The 19,055-nt window shown below is 45.4% G+C and carries 13 protein-coding genes; 3 read left to right on the top strand and 10 right to left on the bottom strand.

What is annotated here, in order from left to right; translation table 11 throughout:
• The first annotated feature begins 420 nt into the window (after positions 1 to 420).
• Positions 421 to 3,669: a SusC/RagA family TonB-linked outer membrane protein gene (locus BMX95_RS18150; protein WP_081202621.1), complete on the top strand. Its 3,249-nt coding sequence runs from the start codon at positions 421 to 423 to the stop codon at positions 3,667 to 3,669.
• Between the two features lie 10 nt (positions 3,670 to 3,679).
• Entirely contained in the window at positions 3,680 to 5,107 is a 1,428-nt protein-coding gene (locus BMX95_RS18155) for a RagB/SusD family nutrient uptake outer membrane protein (protein WP_081202620.1), read from the top strand.
• A 7-nt stretch (positions 5,108 to 5,114) separates the two neighbouring features.
• On the opposite strand, the gene BMX95_RS18160 is transcribed toward BMX95_RS18155, so the two are convergent.
• Positions 5,115 to 5,456 carry a hypothetical protein gene (locus BMX95_RS18160; RefSeq protein WP_081202619.1) on the bottom strand — a complete coding sequence of 114 codons (342 nt, stop codon included), beginning with the start codon at positions 5,454 to 5,456 and terminating at the stop codon, positions 5,115 to 5,117.
• A gap of 455 nt (positions 5,457 to 5,911) precedes the next feature.
• Here BMX95_RS18160 and BMX95_RS18165 point away from each other — a divergent pair, with 455 nt between their 5' ends.
• Complete coding sequence (locus tag BMX95_RS18165; RefSeq protein WP_081202618.1) at positions 5,912 to 6,598, top strand: alpha/beta fold hydrolase; 687 nt, start codon at positions 5,912 to 5,914, stop codon at positions 6,596 to 6,598.
• A 46-nt stretch (positions 6,599 to 6,644) separates the two neighbouring features.
• Here the strand turns inward: BMX95_RS18165 and BMX95_RS18170 are convergent, their stop codons facing one another.
• From BMX95_RS18170 to BMX95_RS18205, 9 genes are all read right to left on the bottom strand, one after another.
• Positions 6,645 to 6,986, bottom strand: coding sequence for a hypothetical protein (locus BMX95_RS18170; RefSeq protein WP_081202617.1), 342 nt, complete (start codon positions 6,984 to 6,986; stop codon positions 6,645 to 6,647).
• 176 nt (positions 6,987 to 7,162) lie between these two features.
• On the bottom strand, positions 7,163 to 8,653 hold the full coding sequence (locus tag BMX95_RS18175; RefSeq protein WP_081202616.1) for a hybrid sensor histidine kinase/response regulator: 1,491 nt from the start codon (positions 8,651 to 8,653) through the stop codon (positions 7,163 to 7,165).
• 3 nt (positions 8,654 to 8,656) lie between these two features.
• Positions 8,657 to 9,112 carry a response regulator gene (locus BMX95_RS18180; protein WP_081202615.1) on the bottom strand — a complete coding sequence of 152 codons (456 nt, stop codon included), beginning with the start codon at positions 9,110 to 9,112 and terminating at the stop codon, positions 8,657 to 8,659.
• 18 nt (positions 9,113 to 9,130) lie between these two features.
• Positions 9,131 to 10,627, bottom strand: coding sequence for an ATP-binding protein (locus tag BMX95_RS18185; protein WP_081202614.1), 1,497 nt, complete (start codon positions 10,625 to 10,627; stop codon positions 9,131 to 9,133).
• Between the two features lie 5 nt (positions 10,628 to 10,632).
• Positions 10,633 to 11,214 (bottom strand): chemotaxis protein CheB, encoded by a 582-nt coding sequence (locus tag BMX95_RS18190; protein WP_081202613.1) that lies wholly within the window; start codon positions 11,212 to 11,214, stop codon positions 10,633 to 10,635.
• A gap of 9 nt (positions 11,215 to 11,223) precedes the next feature.
• On the bottom strand, positions 11,224 to 12,036 hold the full coding sequence (locus BMX95_RS18195) for a CheR family methyltransferase (RefSeq protein WP_081202612.1): 813 nt from the start codon (positions 12,034 to 12,036) through the stop codon (positions 11,224 to 11,226).
• A gap of 118 nt (positions 12,037 to 12,154) precedes the next feature.
• Positions 12,155 to 13,975, bottom strand: a complete 1,821-nt coding sequence (locus tag BMX95_RS35320) for a hybrid sensor histidine kinase/response regulator (protein WP_207631662.1) — start codon at positions 13,973 to 13,975, stop codon at positions 12,155 to 12,157.
• Between the two features lie 18 nt (positions 13,976 to 13,993).
• Positions 13,994 to 16,171 (bottom strand): nitrate- and nitrite sensing domain-containing protein, encoded by a 2,178-nt coding sequence (locus BMX95_RS35325; protein ID WP_207631660.1) that lies wholly within the window; start codon positions 16,169 to 16,171, stop codon positions 13,994 to 13,996.
• A gap of 422 nt (positions 16,172 to 16,593) precedes the next feature.
• Positions 16,594 to 19,008 (bottom strand): glycoside hydrolase family 95 protein, encoded by a 2,415-nt coding sequence (locus tag BMX95_RS18205; protein WP_081202611.1) that lies wholly within the window; start codon positions 19,006 to 19,008, stop codon positions 16,594 to 16,596.
• Positions 19,009 to 19,055 lie beyond the last annotated feature (47 nt).

Genomic DNA, 19,055 nt, shown 5'->3' on the forward strand with positions numbered 1-19,055 from the left:
TTCTTATAGTTAGGCTGTACTTCGCAGAGAATACCATTAGGTCCCATTAAACCACCTTTGAGATTAAGCATCAATAAGCTGAGTAGTTTGTGAAAGCTACTCAGCATTCCTATTTTTACACCATATCATAACCAACGAAATTCCCGCCTGCAGGCCTGAAAAAATTATTTCTGGCAACTGCGGGCGTTGTGTATTTACTTTACATCGGGAATAACTACTTGTATGTACATACGTTTACAAAAAAAAGAACTTTTAAAAAACCATCATTTTTATAACTTCATGACTGATATCTAACCAAACCAGTTATCAGTTACGCAGGCACAAACAGGCATAACATTTATTTTAATTCGTATCCGCCTGATTGTAATGCAGTAACCCTGGATTATAAATTGAACGTGTTTTTATCGGAAATAATACCGTATGAAAAAGATCCTTGGTTATTTGGTTATGGTATGTTGTATTAGTGCGGCAAGGGGGCAGGATAACAATCCTGTCGGATCGGTGCATTCCCTTGAAAAAGCATTAAAAGTATTAAAATCAAAAGGTGTGTTTAAAGAGGCTGTTTATGATCCCCGGATCATGAAATGGGCCAAACCCGTATATGTACGACTGTCACCCATAAATGACAGTATATTACCACGTATTTTTTCAGAGCAGCCTTTCTTAAAATATAGCATTATCGCTAACCGGCTGGCCATTCTCCAAAAAGAAAAAGAAGAAATCGTAAGCAGCCGGGAGCATTTCCAATCCCGCGTATATGGCATTGTGATGGGCGATTCGTCTAATCCACTTCCTGGCGCTACCGTACAATTACGATCTGGCAAGTACGCTGATGCTACTAAAGAGGACGGGGATTTTAACCTGACCTGGACCCTGGATGATACGTTGGAAGTCTCCTATGTAAATTACAAAACGGTTGTCATTCCCTGGAGAAATAGTTTTCGCCCGCTTATTATTCACATGGAATTGCAGGACCCCAACCTGGAAGTAGCGATCGTAAAGGGTTATTCAAACAGTGAAAAAAGCAATACAGCGGGCGTATCGTATGTGCGGCCCAGTGTTACGAATAATGGCGATGTGTTAAAGATCATTCAGGAAAATGTATCGGGCGTTTTAGCACCGCCCAGCAGTGGTTTATTTGGTACCACGCATAAATTTCAATTCCGCGGTCCTACTTCTATCGGGCCACAATCATTAACAAGTTACCGCCCCTCAAACAGTCCATTGTTTGTAGTAAATGGTATTCCCTGGGCCCCGTCCCTACGCCCGGTAAACCAGTTACCTACTATGGTTGGTACGCCTTCAGCACCGGGTGCTTCGGCAATAGGTTTTGATCCGTTTACCACCATGAACCCTTTGGATATTGAAAGCATTACGGTATTGAAAGATGCGGAAGCAACGGCTATTTATGGTGCGCGGGGTGGCAATGGCGTTATATTGATCACCACTAAAAAAGGCACTTCCAAAGCACCGCAGTTAACAGTATCGCTGTCATATGGCATAGGCCGTTCTCTCCCGGGTATGTCATTGATGAATACCTCCGAATACCTGGCCATGCGCCGCGAGGCATTTGCCAATGATAATATAATACCTACGGCTGCGAAAGCGCCGGATCTGTTATCGTGGGACACCACCAGGTACATAGATATGAATAAATTTCTATTGGGCGGTACTTCCAATAGCATGAATGAACATTTCTCCTTCTCACAAGGCGATTCATTGTTCCAGTTCTTATTAAATGGTGGGTACAGCAGCCAGACCGCTACCCTGCCTTCCAATATTTTTGGGAGACGCTGGTCACTAATGCCGGATTTTTATTACCGGTCAAAAAACAAGAAATTAAAAACGGGGATCTCGGCCTATCGCTCCACAACCGAAAACAAGTGGCTGACCGAAAACATTATGAACGCCACGTTACTGGCGCCCAATGCACCTGCCTTTACAGATAGTGTAGGGAACCTGGTATGGAAAGAAAAAGGCGCGTCGTTCAAAAACCCCTTAAGTTATTTTCAAAAGACTGATAATATTCAAACGACCAATACTTCTCTACATACCTATCTGCAATATAAATTGTTCAGAAAGCTGCGTTTTGAAACCTCGGTGGGTTATCAGGAGATCAAGGTAAGAGAAAAAAGTAAGTTACCAGCGTTAGCACAGAATCCGGAACAGGTTACCATCCGCTCTTATACAGAAGCAGCCAACAAGTTTACTACCTGGATGGTGGAACCGGGTTTACACTATACCGATTCACTTTGGCATCAAATACAGGTGCAGGCGGTATTAGGGGCATTCTGGTCGTCCCAGACAAACAACCTGTGGACAAATGTATATGACGGGTATACCGATGACGGGTTGCTGGGCATACCCTCAGCTGCAAAAACAGTGACCAATACGTCAGACAAGTCAAGGTATTTATTCCTTTCCACTTTTGGCCGGCTGAAACTCAACTTCAAGGATAAATATTTCCTTAGTTTAACCGCCCGACGCGACGGTTCCTCCCGATTTGGCCCCGCACACCGGTTTGCCAGTTTTGGGGCTGTTGGTGCCGGCTGGATCTTCTGGGAAAGAAACAATAAAGAAGGAGCCAACAGTTATGCCAAACTCAGGGCCAGTTATGGCTCTACTGGTAATGACCAAATCGGGGACTATGCCTATTTGAATACCTGGAATAAGGCAACACCTGCCTATCAGGGTTTATATGGGATATTCCCTACAGGCCTGGCCAACCCCTATTATCAATGGGAGGTGACACGAAAACTGGAAGGCGGCCTTGAGTTGCGGGTAAACGATATCTTTACCACTACTATTGCCGGGTACTATAACCGAAGCCGGAACCAGGTCATCACTTCTGTGTTACCGATTCAAACAGGGTTTTCAACATTGGTGTTGAATTTTCCAGCCATTGTCCAGAATACCGGTGTAGAAGCTGATGCTTCCGTAAGAAAGACCTGGGGTGCTTTTACATGGTCCGGCAAACTAACCCTGGCGGTGCCCCGAAACAAGCTGGTAAAGTTTGATAATCTGGACAACTCTAGCTATTCGAAGATTTTGATGATCGGGAAGCCATTAAATATTCTGATTGGTCCACATTATACAGGTGTTGATCCAGATAGCGGGCTGTACAGGATGGAAGACCCAAACGGCAAAACAGTTAGCAGGTTAGACCCCGATTTTTTCGGGGGTCTCCGGAATTCATTCCAGTTTAAACAATTTGAACTGAGCGCCTATTTTGAATTCCGCCGGCAGAAAGCACCTAATTATATAACCAATGTATATCGCTATTTGCCACCCGGGCAGGCCGGTGCCGAATTTTTTAGTAACCAGCCCACCGATTTGCTGGACCGCTGGCAGCAAAAAGGCGATGAAGCAGTTTGGCAAAAGGTAAGTACACAAACCACAGGTGCGGTTAAAAACGGGATTACCAACTGGCTAAACTCAGACGCCCAATTTGTAGACGCGTCATATATCCGGATGAAGGTGGCGCAACTGACTTATACCTTACCGGAAAAATTCTGCAGGCCAAAACATATAAAAGCAGCCAGTATATATACAAGTGCTGAGAATTTATTAACCATTACATCGTATAAAGGCGCTGATCCGGAATTACAAAATCCCTTCAGTTTGCCCTTACAAAAAACGTTTACCCTGGGTTTACAAATAACCTTATAAATTGTATAACATGCATCGGCTCAGGTTATTTTTTAAATGGAGTTTAGTAGTGCTATCTGTTGCAGGAACACTCCTGCTTACAGGTTGCAACAAATTGTTGGATGCAGGCTCACCCACCAATAAGGTGACCACGCCTCAGGTATATACCAGTGATTCCCTGGCTCAGGCGGCCCTGATCGGGATCTATTATAAAATAATGGAAGGCTTTAATGTATTTAATGGTTTTATGAGCCGTTATCCGGGACTTTCATGCGATGAATTAAGCAAGACCAGTGTATTGGTCGATGACAATCCTTTTTTGATCAACACATTGACAATAGACAATAATACAGTGGGAACAACATGGGCCAGCTCCTATTTTTATATTTACCAATGTAATGATGCAATAATAGGATTGACAGGAAATCATTCTATAACCCCGGCCCTCCGCGATCAACTGCTGGGTGAAGCATATTTCCTGAGAGCCTTCTCCTATTTTTATCTGGTAAATTTATATGGAGATGTCCCGCTCATTGCAACTACCGATTATACTAAAAACACAAACACGCCCAGAACACCTGTGAATGAGGTATACGACCAAATGATCGCAGACCTTGTTGAAGCACAGCATCTCCTGACCAATACTTATGCAGTTACACCCGATTTTCCCACAGCCCGGGTACGGGTGAACCGGCTGGCGGCAAAAGCGTTGCAGGCAAGAATATATTTGTACAGGGAACAATGGGCAGAGGCAGATGCTGCCGCCTCGGAAGTGATCGAGTCTGGTGTTTATCAATTAGAAAGCCTTCAGCAGGCATTCCTGTATAACAGCAAAGAAGCGATCCTGCAGTTTATGCCCGTTACTGCTGGCTTTAACACAGCCGAAGGAGGGTATTTTGTTCCGATCGTTCCTAATGGAAAGCCCTCTATTACATTGAGTGATTCGCTTTTAAAATATCTGGAACCAGATGATCTGCGCCAGGCATGGATAAGAACCGTGACGGTAAGTGGGAAGCAATACCGGTCGCCTTATAAATTCAAACAAAACACTGCCACTTCTCCGCGGGAAGAATACAATATGGTCCTGCGTTTGGCAGAACAATATTGTATTCGTGCGGAAGCCCGTGCCCGGTTAAATCGACTGCCGGAAGCGGTAAACGATTTAAATACGATCAGGAAAAGAGCGGGGTTACAAGATCTACCCACTATATCAACACAAGACCAGGTTTTGGCTGCTGTAGAACAGGAGTGTCGTATAGAGTTTTTTGCCGAATGGGGCCATCGCTGGTTCGATCTCAAACGCTGGCCGGCACGGGCAATAGACGGCAAAAAACGAATAGATGAGGTCATGAGCTCACTACGGCCCGATACCTGGAAACCTACAGCTGCCCTTTGGCCCATACCTGGAGTAGAGCGAATACGCAATCCCGCATTGACCCCAAACCCAGGATATGAGTAAAAGCTGATTAAAAACGGGGCAGGTCACTGTAAATAGTCTGGTATAACCAGGGTACTCCAATACCGTATTCAAATTCATTCAGCCCCGCATAAGGAAGATGAGAAAATTGAAATCCGCCAAACATGCTGCTCAATCTGGTGATCTCATAAAACACATCACAATACGTTCCGGTTGGATTGGTGAGATCGATGTCTGTAAACCACAGAAAGGGTGCATCTAACGCATAAGCCGCACTAAAAGGTTGAACGAACGCGTTGGTTTTTACAGCCACTCTAAGGCCGGGGCTATTATTAGCGCTGGCGGCATTGAACACACAGGCTAAAACGAACACTGCGATCATTTTTTTCATAACTGATCAGGTTTTTATGGTGTTAACAATAAAAGACAACTCTTTCTGAACGACAGGCTATAACACAAAACGCCCAACGCGAAACGCTACTGCGTTGCGTTAAGCATTCGGCAAAGTTACATATGGCAATACCGGTCATTTTTTTAGCTTAAAGGGAAGTAACCTGGTGGGAAGTATGTATCAGCTACAACTCAATTGGTACATCGTACAGAAAACCGAATCCCCCAAACAGATAACAGAACCCCATTAATATTAAACAACGCACTAATTAATTTGACAAAAAAACACGTCAAATTCGTGCCCCACATGAAAAGAACTCACAACATAAAACCCCTTGGCTAACAGTTGTTAATAAGTTTTTCATGGCCAGCCTGATCCTGCTTTATCATAGGTTACTGTTATGTGCTTACACGTGTAATTGATTTTTTATATTTGACACCTACAATAGTTTAACCATGCAACACCTCATTTTATTACATGGCGCCCTTGGCAGCGACAAACAGTTTCAATCACTCGTGCAAGAATTGGATGGTACATTCCAACTACACACATTTAACTTACATGGTCATGGTGGTCTACCGCTTCCCAGTCACACTTTCTCAATTGAATTATTCAGTGAACAGGTTGCAAGATACATTCAAGATATGAATATTGAAAAGGCAAATATCTTTGGTTATAGTATGGGTGGATATATTGCTATGTATTTGGCTAAGCAAATGCCCGATAAGATCAATAAAATCGTAACTCTCGCAACAAAATTTTATTGGGATGAGAAAACTGCGTCGAAAGAAGTGAAGCTGCTGGATAGTAAAATCATACAGGAAAAACTACCTGCTTTCGCCACCCAGTTACAACAACGCCATGCACCCGCTGACTGGGTAGCAATCCTCGATAAAACCACTGAATTGCTGCTCAACTTAGGTAAAAACAACACACTACAACTGGAAGATTACAATAGTATTACTACCCCTTCACTGGTGCTACTGGGTGATCGCGATAAAATGGTTACCCTGGAAGAAACGCTGGCAGTTTATAAACAATTACCAAACGCCCTATTTGGTGTACTACCCGGCACACCCCATATTTTCGAACAGGTAAATGTGTCGCTTTTGGCGTATCTGATAAAAGGGTTTATGAAATAAAAAAGCCCGATTCCCGGTCGGGAATCAGGCCATACTCAAGTTTTTACTAGAATCGTGGTAAGTCGCTGTAAATATTCTGGTATAACCAGGGAATGCCAATACCATATTCAAACTCAATCAGATTCCCATAAGGTAAATGGGAAAATGCAAATCCGCTAAACATGGCGCTCAACCTATTGATCTCATAAAACACGTCACAATACGTTCCGGTTGGATTGGTATAATCAGGATCAGTGAACCACAGAAAGGGTGTATCAAGGGCATAGGCCGCACTAAAAGGTTGAACGAACGCGTTGGTTTTTGCAGCGACGCGAATGCCAGGCATAATTTTAGCACTGGCGGCATTAAAAGCGCAGGCTAAAACGAACACTGCGATCATTTTTTTCATAATTCGACTAGGTTTTTGTGTAAAAAAATAACCTTGCTTTACACTAATTATGGGAGGCTTAACAGTGAGGAATAACTGCGATGAAGAGTCGTAAATCTACAAAATAATACTAAAAATAAAAAAGCCGGTTATTCCTGCGAATAACCAGCTTCCATATTTTCAAATCCCCTTTTATCCTACATTTCCGCTACTCCCACCATCCCGGTTCTGACTTTAGGCACATGTACCTTTAACGTACAGCCATGCCCTTTGGAGGAGATCACTTCCAGTTTGCCATCGAACAGCTCAATGCGGCTGAGGATGTTGCTGAGCCCCACTCCTTTCCTTCTTTCCGCGGGGTCAAAACCCTGGCCATCGTCCTGGATATTGAGATCGATAAAGTCATTCTTCTCAAACAGCTCGATGCTTACATTATGCGCCTGGGCATGTTTTATAATGTTATTGAACTGCTCCTGTACAATGCGGTACAGCGCCAGCTGCTGCTGCGGCGTAATATTACGCAGCTGTTCTTTTTCATACAGAAAGCTGATAGCAAATGGATTTACCAGCTGGATGTTTTCTATCAGGTCCTGTACAGAATCGACCAGGCCGTTTTTATCCATTACCGGTGGCACCAGCGATTTGGAGATCTTCCTGATCTCATTAATGGCCAGCTGCAGGTTGTTGATGCTGCGTTCGGTTAGTTCTTCCCGCAGATCTAATTCCGTCATAGAGGCCTCTATATAGGCTTTGGTTACCGCCAATATCTGGTTGATGTTATCGTGCAGTTCGCGGCCAATCTCGGCCCGTTCGCGCTCCTGGCTCTCAATAGAGGCCCTTACCAGTTTGCGCTGGTGCTCCAGTCGCTCACGGGCAATCTGCTCTGAATAATTGGTCAGCTGTTGTTCGGCTATTACCTTCTCTGTTATATCCTGACAGGTTCCAATAAAACGGTTTCCATTAACATCCTGGCGATGCGTCCCCCTGGCTTCTATGTATTTCTCCGTACCTGCCTGGCTGATGATACGGAACTGGACCACCTCCGTAGCGCTGGTCGCAACTGTCTTATCCCGGGCGGTATATACAAGGGGTTTATCTTCCGGGTGTACAAACTGCATAAAAACCTCAAACGACAATTTGGTATTAGGATCCAGATCGAGGATGCGGTACAATTCATCGGAACAGGAGATCATCTCCCCATCTTCGCCTAATTCCCAGCTGCCCATTTTTGAGATCCGCTGGGCTTCGGCCAGCTGTCGCTGGCTGTTGCGCAGATTCTGCTCAGTTTCCCGTTTCTCCCGCCGCTCACTGGCTTCCTGGATGGCCCGCCTTATTTTCGGTATTACCGTAAACAGCTTGTCTTTTATAGAATAATCAGTCACACCATTCTTGATCAACTCCACCGCATTTTCTTCCCCGATAGTACCCGATACGATAATAAAAGGCACATCGGGACAGATCTGCTGTTTGATGTGAAATGCAGAAATGCCATCAAATCCCGGCAATGAATAGTCGGACAGAATAACATCGGGGCAAAATTCAGCCAAAGCAGTGGTGTACTGTTCTTTGTTGCCAACAGTTTTGGGGGTAAAAGCCAGATCGCCTTTTCTTAATTCATACATCAACAATTCCAGATCATTCTCGTCGTGTTCGAGGATCAGCAAATTAATTGGTTTCACAGTAGCCATAACTTACAGTTGATAGGGTTGATTTAATATTAACCAGTAAAGACCCAGGGTGCTTACAGCCTTTACATATCCTTCAAATTCTACGGGTTTAACGATATAACTGTTTACACCAAGCGCATAACTTGCCATGATGTCTTTTTCCTCTTTCGACGAGCTTAACAAAACTACCGGGATCATATTTGTACGGTTGTCGGATTTCAACTTCCGGATCACTTCCAGTCCGTCTACCTTGGGCATTTTCAGGTCCAGGATGATCAACCGGGGCTGGTTGCCGGCATTACGGCTGAGGTACGGACCAGAACAGAAAACATAGTGCAACAATTCTTCACCATCCCTTAAATGGATAAGTGAGCTGGACAATCCATTTTTGGTGAGGGCCCGGATGGTTAGCTCGGCATCGTCGGCATTATCTTCACAAAGCACGATATCAACTTTACCAAGGTTCGCATTTTCAATCATAGAAACAGGGGTTATAGTTTACAGGTCATTATAGGTTCTGGGTAATGAAAAATAAAAAGTGGCGCCTTCATCGGGTTTTCCTTCCGCCCACACTTTTCCGCCATGTTTAACAATGATCCGCTGTACTATGGCCAACCCTACCCCGGTACCTTCAAACTCATCACTGCCATGCAACCGTTGAAATACGCCAAATAATTTATGCGCATACTGCATGTCGAAACCAGCCCCATTGTCTTTTACATAATACACCAGTTCATCATCCTTTTCTGCCGCACCCAGCTCAATAACGGGCCTTTCCTTTTTAGATGAATATTTGATGGCATTGGATATAAGGTTGATATACACCTGCGACAGCAACGACGGGTCGCCCTGGGTGCCTGGCAATGGATGCACCGTTATAGTGGTGTTGACCGGCGCAGCCTGCCTGAGATCAGCGATGATGGGTTCTACCAGTTTATTGAAATTGACGGGCACGCGGCTTATTTCCTTCCGGCCCATTCGGCTAAACGCCAGCAGGTCATCGATAAGGTTCCCCATTTTTGTAGCGTTCTTCCTGATCACGTTGAACATACGGGTGGCCTCTTCGTTAAACGACTGCGCATGATCGTCCTGGATCATTTGCGCATAACCATTGATGCTGCGCAACGGCGCCCGCAGATCGTGCGACACCGAATAGGAAAATGATTCCAGCTCTTTATTGGTCAGTTGTAACTGCGAAATATTTCTCTCCAGGTTTAAGTTCAGTTGTTTTATTTCAAAGTCGGCTTTCTTTTGACGGGTAATATCACGGCCGTTGGCAAACCACAAACTGTGCTTATGTACAATGTTCCAGCTAACATACCGGTGCTCGCCATTCTTGGTGAACATCAATACTTCAAATGAGAACGACGGCTGGTAAACGCAGGCCAGCTCTTTAACTTTCGCCTGGCCTTCTTCCGATAAATAATCCAACAGCGAAGCGTTTTTCATTTCCTGGGCAGAATAACCCAACAGCGGGAATGCTGCGTCATTTACTTCTTCAAACCGGTATGTTTCGGCATTGATGATACAAATAAGATCAGCGGAGTTATTGATGAGCAGGGCATAATTTTCCAGTGCCTGGTTCTTCTCTATCAGCTCGCGTTGCTGGCGGTGCAGTTGTAACAGCACCGATACCTTGGCTTCGGTAATATCCGGATTGAGCGGTTTATACAGGTAGTCGATGGCCCCTTCTTCAAATCCCTTCATCACAAACCGGTGCTCTTTTAACTCGGCGGTTACAAAAATGATAGGCGTTTCGCTGGTGCGTTTGTTCGATTTCAGGATCTGCGCCACCTCAAAGCCATCCATACCGGGCATTTGCACATCGAGGATGATCAGATCGATCTCCTGGCTCAGGGCCACCTTCAGCGCCTCATTACCATTGGTAGCACTGATGAGGTTACGCCCGGGCTGGCCCAGGATCTGTTCCAATGCATAGATATTGTTAACCTTATCATCTACGATCAAAATCTGGTCTTCAGGCTGTTTTACCATACTTCTTAATTTTTCATAGTGTCCAATAAAAATTGTCCGATCGCTTCAGGAGTTAACACCAGCTGCACAAAACCGGTGTTGATAGCAGCCTGCGGCATTTCCCGATAATCGGCAGTTTCCAGTGACTGGGCAATGGTGGTGCCGCCCATGGTCGCAATCTTTTTTATACCGTTTGATCCGTCTTTATTGGCCCCGGTAAGGATGATAGCCAGTAACCTTTCCTTATATACTTCAGCCGCTGTTTCGAACAACACATCTATCGAGGGACGGCTATAATTTACCGGCGCATCGCAACTTAGTGAAAAGGAACCATCGTTCTCTATTAATAAATGGTAATCGGGCGGTGCAAAATACACCGTGCCCGGCTGGATCATTTCCTTTTCGTCTGCCTGTTTGATCGTCACCTTGCATTTCTGCTGCAACACTTCTTCCAGTAAAGTGCGCTCGTCCTTCGACCGGTGCTGCACCACTATTATTGGAATGCCGAAATTGGCAGGCAATAACTTTAATATGCGGATCATAATATACAATCCGCCGGCCGAAGCACCAATCACAATAGCATCGTACTTTTTAAGGTCATGGTTCAATTGATAAGGTTATTTCGTTCGCATGAATATTTTTTCTTTCCTGTCTACTTCTTCAAAATACTTTTGTTTTTCTGAAAACAGCAACGATTCTTTATTGCCCAATCCTATAAAACCGAACGGACAAAGGCTTTCATAAAACAGGTTGATCACTTTGTTTTGCAGGCTCTGATTGAAATAAATGAGCACATTGCGACATAGGATCAGTTGAAACTCATTGAACGATCTGTCCATCGCCAGGTTATGCACCGAAAAGACAATGTTCTGACGCAGCGACTTATCCCACATCACCGAGTTATACTTTGCTTTATAATAATCGGAAAAGGAATTTTTACCTCCGGCTTTCAAATAATTTTCCGTATAAGTTTTCATATTACTGATGGAAGAAATGCCATCGCGTGCTTTCTGCAGCGCATCCTGGTTTATGTCGGTGGCATAGATCACGGTCCGTTCCAGTAATCCTTCCTCCCTGAACAGGATGGCCATCGAGTACACTTCTTCCCCGGTGCTGCAACCCGCTATCCATACTTTTATGAACGGGTAAGTAGCCAGCCGGCTGACCACATTTTTACGCAGGCTTTTGTAAAAAAGCGGATCGCGGTACATCTCAGTTACATTCACAGTGATCTCCTGGATAAAATGCTCAAATTCGGTTTCATCTTTCAATATCATTTTACCCAGGTCCTGCAAACTGGCGATCTTATTACTATCCATGAATGCGCTTATGCGGCGAATAACGGAGGCTTCTGCGTATTCGGTAAAATCGTACCCATACACAAACCTGACTGATTCCAGGAACTGTCTGTATTCCTCATTAGCGATCATTCATACTATTTTTAAGTATGGGCAAAAGGCAGAGGGCATAGGGCAGAAATTAAATACACGCTTGCTTCGACGGCTTTCGGCTGTTTTTGTCTGCCGTTTGCCTGCTGCCCTCTGCCCATTATTTATAAAGCCACACACGCATCAGCGACAGCAGCTGTTCTATGTTCACCGGTTTGGAAACATAATCGCTCATGCCGGCTTCCAGGCATTTCTCCCGGTCGCCTTTCATGGCTTTTGCCGTTAATGCAATGATGGGCAGTTTATTGAACTGGTTCATTTTACGAATGGCCATGGTTGCTTCGTACCCGTCCATTTCCGGCATCATGATGTCCATTAGCACGATGTCGATGCCGGGTTGTTTTTCCAGCATGTCGATGGCCACCCTGCCATTTTCCGCCACAAAACATTTCATCCCTTCTTCTTCCATCACATTGGTGAGGGAATAGATATTGCGCATATCGTCATCCACGATCAGCACTTTTTTATTTTTCAGCACTTCTTCCGTCCGGTGCAGTTTGCGAATGATCTGCTGTTTTTCCTTTGGCAGTTTCGCTTCCACCCGATGCAGGAACAAGGCCGTTTCATCTAACAGTCGTTCCTGCGAGTCGGTGGTTTTCAATACAACGGTATTGGCCAGTTTCTCCAGCTGCCGTGCTTCCTCCCTGCTCATATCCCGGCCGGTATATACAATGATGGGGATGCGGTTCAGCTGTTCGCTTTCCTTTATTTTTTCCATCAGTTCAAAACCGGTCATATCAGGCAATCCCAGGTCTATGATGATACAATCGAACCGTTCGTCCTGCAGGATGTTATACGCCTCCTGCCCGGTATGGGCAGCAATGGACCTGATATCGCCGTTGCCAATGAGTTCACGGATCGCTTTGTTCTGGGCCGGATCGTCTTCCACCACCAGCAGTTTTTTCAGCTTGCGGTTTATAAAATCCTGAATACGGTCAAAGGCGCCGTGAACAGCGTCGTGCGTGAGCGGTTTGCTGATAAAATCAAACGCGCCCAGTTCCAGCCCCTCTTTACGCCGGTCGTACCCCGACATGATCTGTACAGGGATGTGCCGTAGTTCCGGATCGTTTTTCAAAAGCTTCAGCACTTCGGAGCCGTCCAGTACCGGCAGCTTCATATCCAGTATTATCGCGTCTGGTCTATAATACCGCGCCAGACTTAACCCCGTATTACCGGCATGTGCTAAAATACCTTTATAGCCTTTATCGCGTGCAATATTCAGCAACACTTTCGCAAACACCACATCATCTTCAATGATCAGGATAGTTTTATCATTATCACTGAGCCGGTAACGATCGTCTTCCGCTTCCTGCGGGGGCAACGGTTCACGCGGCACCGGCTTGCGTATTTCTATGTTCTTTTCTCCTTTGGTCACGTTTGCCGCATCAAATTTCAACGGCAGGTAAAGCGTAAAAATGCTGCCTTTTCCCTCCTCACTTTCCAGGTGTATTTCCCCACCCAGGGCGCCGGCCAGTTCCCGGCTGATAGACAATCCCAATCCGGTTCCGCCAAACTTTCTTTTGGTGGAACCGTCGGCTTGCTGGAACGCTTCAAAAATAATACCCTGCTTGGTTTCGGGGATTCCAATACCCGTGTCGCTCACCGAGAATGCCACAATTTCCGGCAGCCGTCTCAATTTTTCGTTGCGCAACAGTGCCCCGGGCCGTTCAATATCAATGCGCAGCGCTATCTGTCCATCCCGTTCGGTAAACTTAAAAGCATTGGAAAGCAGGTTACGCAGGATCTGTTCCAGCCGTTGTTTATCGGTTTTCAATGGTGAGCGGAATTGCTCTTCATCACAAGAGATCTTGAATTCGATATGCTTGCTTTTCGCCACCTCGGTGAACAGTTGTTTAAGGTTGTTGATGAGTTCGCTTACCGGCACCTCATCGATCTCGATCTCAATTTTGCCGGCTTCCACTTTCGACAGGTCAAGTATTTAATTGATCAGCGTTAACAGGTCGGTACCGGAGTTGAAAATATTCGTGGCAAACTCGATATCTCGGGCAGATAATGATTTGCTTTTATTTTCTGTCAATAGCTGTGACAAGATCAGAATGCTGTTGAGCGGCGTACGCAACTCGTGCGACATATTTGCCAGGAACTCAGATTTGTATTTACTGGTAGATTCCAGTTCGCGGGCCTTGTTCTCTACATCCATTTTGGCCACTTCCATTTTTTCTTTTTGTTCTTCCAGCAGGTTGGCTTTTTCTTCCAGCTCCTCATTGGTTTGCTGTAACTCTTCCTGCTGCGCCCTTAGTTCAGCTTCAGAACGTTCCAGCATGCTGGTTTGCACATTCAATTGTTCATTGGTCTGTTTCAGTTCTTCCTGCTGGGCCTCCAGTTCTTCCGACTGGCGCTGGGTTTCTTCCAGCAATTCTTTTTGCAAGGCCCTTGCCTGTGACGAGTTGATGGCAACGCCTATGCTTTCTGAAACGAACTTTAACAACTGAAGATCGGGATCGGTGATCTCATGCACGGTGCCAATCTCAATTACACCCTTGACATCCGTATCAAAAAGGAAGGGATAAACCAGGATGTTTTTAGGAGTTACCTGACCCAGTCCGGAATTTACTTTTATATAATCCGCGGGAATATCGGCAAATATAATGGGCTTCTTTTCTTTGGCGGCCTGCCCTACCAGCCCTTCGCCCATTTGAATAACATTGGCATTTCCCTTCCGGAGCGACCAGGCATAACTGCCCGTCAGTTTCAACTGATCATGCTCCGCTACATAAATAGCGCCTACCTGAGCTTTAAAATAAGGCGTCAGCATATTGATCACTTCCCGGGCAAGTTCATCCACTGTCTTATCTCCTCTTAATATATTGTTCAATTCGGCAGCGCCTGTAAGCATCCAGGTACGCGCTGCATTTTCCTGCGACAGCTTTTGCAGGTTTTGTTTCATGTTCTTCAATGCCTTGCTTAACAGATCAGATTCGCTGCGCACTTTTATAACCGGCGTATAATCTCCATGCGCTATGGTGTCTGCCACCAGGGTGTATTCCTTCGACACTTCCACCAGGCGGTTAAACGAAGCGGCCAGTTTACCTATTTCATCTTTCGAAGTGACAGGTAGCGTGATGTCTGTTTCGCCCAACACAATGCGATCGGCCGCCGTTTTGATCACCATCAATGAATTTACGATAGAACGGATCACCAATATCAGCAGTATTATAATAAGTACGATCACCACCACTACCACGGTCACACTCCTAAGTACTGCACCCGAAACATCGGCCAGTTTTTCTTCAGCCAGTTGCCGCGTTTCCAGGGCAGACAGGTCTTCCTGTCCTTTTAGTTCATTCAAAAAAGTAGAGATGTTGATGCGCCATGTATTCACGGAAATGGCAGCCGCAGCTGATGGATTGGCAAATACAGAATCTATCAATGCTTTTGCTATTACAATAGCCGGATTGTTCATGCGGGTAGTAAATGCATTTTCCTGATCCGTGGTAGTGTTTCTATAGTACCGGTCAAGCTTTAATTCATATCTGCCTTTCAAACTGGCAAACTCTGCAAACTCCTGTCCCTGAAATCCTTTTTTCACAATGGCAATGTGCATGCGCATGCGCAACTGGGCTAAGAAACCAATGCCGTTCAATAAATAAAAATGCGCTTCGGTCAAATTCCTGATCTCCGGGTCGCGGGCACTTCGATAATTATTATTGACCTCATCTAAAAGATGGATAGTGACATTGGTATAGGCATTGGCCATGGTATCCACATCGATCTTAAACTGATTTACCCCGCCGCGGATGTTGCCGATGTTATTCAGAATGGCAAATTGTTTATCCTTATTCTGTTCTTTCAACAATTGGGTGAGCGCTGCAACGGCTTTATCAGTTTGCGTACGCTGGTTCATCATTTCAGATTTTTCTTCTTTACCGCCGCTGCTCACATACCCAATGGCATAACCGCGTTCTTCCTGTACGCTGTAAACGATGTCGGCTATCTTTTCAATTTCCGTTACATAGTCATGAACCCGGCGGAGGTTGTTCCGTTTTTCGATCTTATCGGAGATATCGGTGGCGAGAAAATACAGCAGGGCCGCCAGGGGAATGAGGGAAACGAGTAATAGTTTGTTCCTGATAGACAGGTTCTGGATTAACTTCATAGCAATAGTGATTAATCAGCAGCATTACGCTTGTAATTGCTGCGGGATATAGAAATTGCTACCAGAACAGACCTAACCCGGTTAATTTTTTACGCCGGTTATTGCTTCAATATACCGGCGTTGAGCCATTATCGTATCAGGAATCTTAAGTACTGTCGGAATCTTACAGGGGACATTTGTCCGTAACCTGTTGGACTGGTTGAAATTACGAAAAAAATACTAACCTATATCAATTATTAATTAGTTGATTGGTATCAATTTGAATTGGGCAGAAGGCAGAGATTAATACACATTTGCTTCGATGGCTTTCGGCTGTTCTTGTTCTTGTTTGTCGTCTGCCTTTAAACTCCCCTTCAGGTGGCTTGGGGGGTATAAAAAAGGCCTCCCGACTGATCGGGAGGCCTCTCTTTTTCTACATAAACCTAAACTTCAAATACAAGTTTTATGGTTTCGCCAGGGCGCATATTAACGCGAATGGTAGCGTTACTCGTATTTGAAACTTTATTATTTTTTTTGATCTGTACATTTTTAGCTGTTTTCGGTTTCCTGATCACGAATGTGCGGGCGTTTGTAGCTTTAATTGTCATTTCGCGTACCTGCCGGTCACTCCACGCAGCGCTTACTTCCGCCCCACCTCGCACGCACAAACCGGCAAACTGCCCTGCGTTCCATCCGCGTGGTAAAGCCGGCAATAATTCAATCGTGCTATCCACACTTTGCAGCAGCATTTCTGCTATGCCTGCCGTACCGCCGAAATTACCATCTATCTGGTAGGGCGGATGTGCGCAAAACAGGTTGGCATAACTGCCACCACCATTGGTAAAGTTCAATTTTCCTGTTGGGCGTACCGGTTTCAACAGCCTTTGCAAAATCAGGAAGGCATGATCGCCATCGTGTAACCGCGCCCACAAATTCATTTTCCACGCCAATGACCAGCCGGTGCCTTCATCGCCCCTGCCCTCCAGTGTTTTTCTGGCTGCTGCGGCCAGCTCCGGCGTATTCATATTGATCTCACTCGCGGGATACAAACCCCACAAATGAGACACGTGCCGGTGATGCGGCTCGGCTTCCTGGTATTCTTTCAGCCATTCCATCAAACGACCGTCCTTACCAATTTGATTGGGCGGTAATTGTACAATCGTTTTTTGCAAGGCTTGTTTAAATTCATCATCCACTTGCAAACGGTCACAGGCCGCTGCAGTAGCCGAAAATAAATAGCGAATGATCTGGTTGTCCATTGTTGGCCCTTCGCACACATTGGCCTTTCGGCCATCAGGTAATATAAAAGCATTTTCAGGCGAATTGGAAGGGGCTGTCACCAGCCAGCCATGCGTAGGTTCTTTTACCAGCGTACTCAGGTAAAAATCCGCGCTTCCTTTCAGGATCGGATACAATTTGCGTAAATATGCCGTATCCTGCGTATACTCATAATGGCTCCAAAGCATCTGGCACAACCAGGCCGAACCGGTATTGAAAGAACCCCAGGTATAATTCTCACCCGGTGAGGTAAACTGCCACAGATTGGTGAGCACAAATGCCACCCAGCCCTTTGCTTTATAATAAGCCTGAGCAGTTTTTTCGCCATTCGCTATCATGCCATTCACCAGGCCAAAAAACGGATCGTTCAACATCGGCAGATTCGTTACTTCCAACGGCCAGTGGTTCATTTGAATATTTATGTTCAGGTGATAATCACCATTCCAAACCGTTTGTACTGTATTGGACCATAAACCCTGCAGATTAGGTGGTAACAAACCTGCCCGGGCACTGCCAATCAACAAGTACCGGCCATACTGAAAATACAAGGCTGGCAATCCATTATCGGTTGAATCGCTCACAAAGGCTTCCAAACGTTTATCGGTAGGCAGATTGTCTTTGTTATTACCGGCAAGTGTTACTGAAGCACGTTGAAACAACTGCTGGTACTTTTTAATATGCGTTGCCTTTTGCTGTGTATAGTTTTTCTGCAAAGCATTCGCCAATAGTTTATCTACCTTGGCTGCATAAGCAGGCGCTTTGTAATTAGTGCCCGCTGAGATATAAATGATGGCTGAATTGGCGTTTTTTATTTGCAGACTGTTGTTAACGGCTGTAACGTGGCCGCCATTGGCCTGTACCTGTAACTTCACTTTATACAACATGCCTTTGCCATCTGTGCCATTGTTCAGTTGTCCGGTCATTAGAAGTGTAGTACCGGTAGCGCTGGTTTCAAACCGTTCAGGCCGGTTAAGGGTAAGCGTACAGTTTATTTTTTGCAGCTGGCTGGCCGATAGTTTTATGGCAATTACATCATCATCAAAACTGGTAAAGTATTCCCGGTTATAGGTGATGTTATTAATGGTAAAAGTGGTTGTAGCCAGGGCATTGTCGAGCGACAGCTCACGTTTGTAATTCACCGGTTTCAGAATGGCTGTATCGGTACCATATGCATACTGAATACCCAGGTTACCCAACAGCTGAAAAGAACCGTAGGGCTCGTCGGCGCTTTTTGCGCGTGCCGAACCAACTCCTTTGCAAATAAAATGACTGGCCATTACCTCCTGCGCTTCTACGTTCTTTTCTGCAAACAATAAATGCTGAATGGTATCCAGGTATTCATAAGCACCGGGCAGGTCAGCGTTTTGCGGCGCACCCGACCAAAGCGTAATATCATTTAAAACGATGTTCTCATTTACAATACCCCCATCGGGCATGGCACCCAACCGGCCATTGCCTAAGGGCACGCTGGCTTCCCAATAAGCAGCCGGCGCATCGTACCAAAGCCGTAGCGGATGTTGTTGAGCGTTTGTTTTTATTACCAGGAACAGGAGTAGTAGTAACGACAGGCATCGTGGCATTTAGTAAATTTTTCGGAAGATAGCAACAAAAGGGCAGAAGGCAGAGA

Origin of the sequence: Niastella yeongjuensis, assembly GCF_900110245.1 — a bacterium.
Taxonomy (GTDB): Bacteria; Bacteroidota; Bacteroidia; order Chitinophagales; family Chitinophagaceae; genus Niastella; species Niastella yeongjuensis.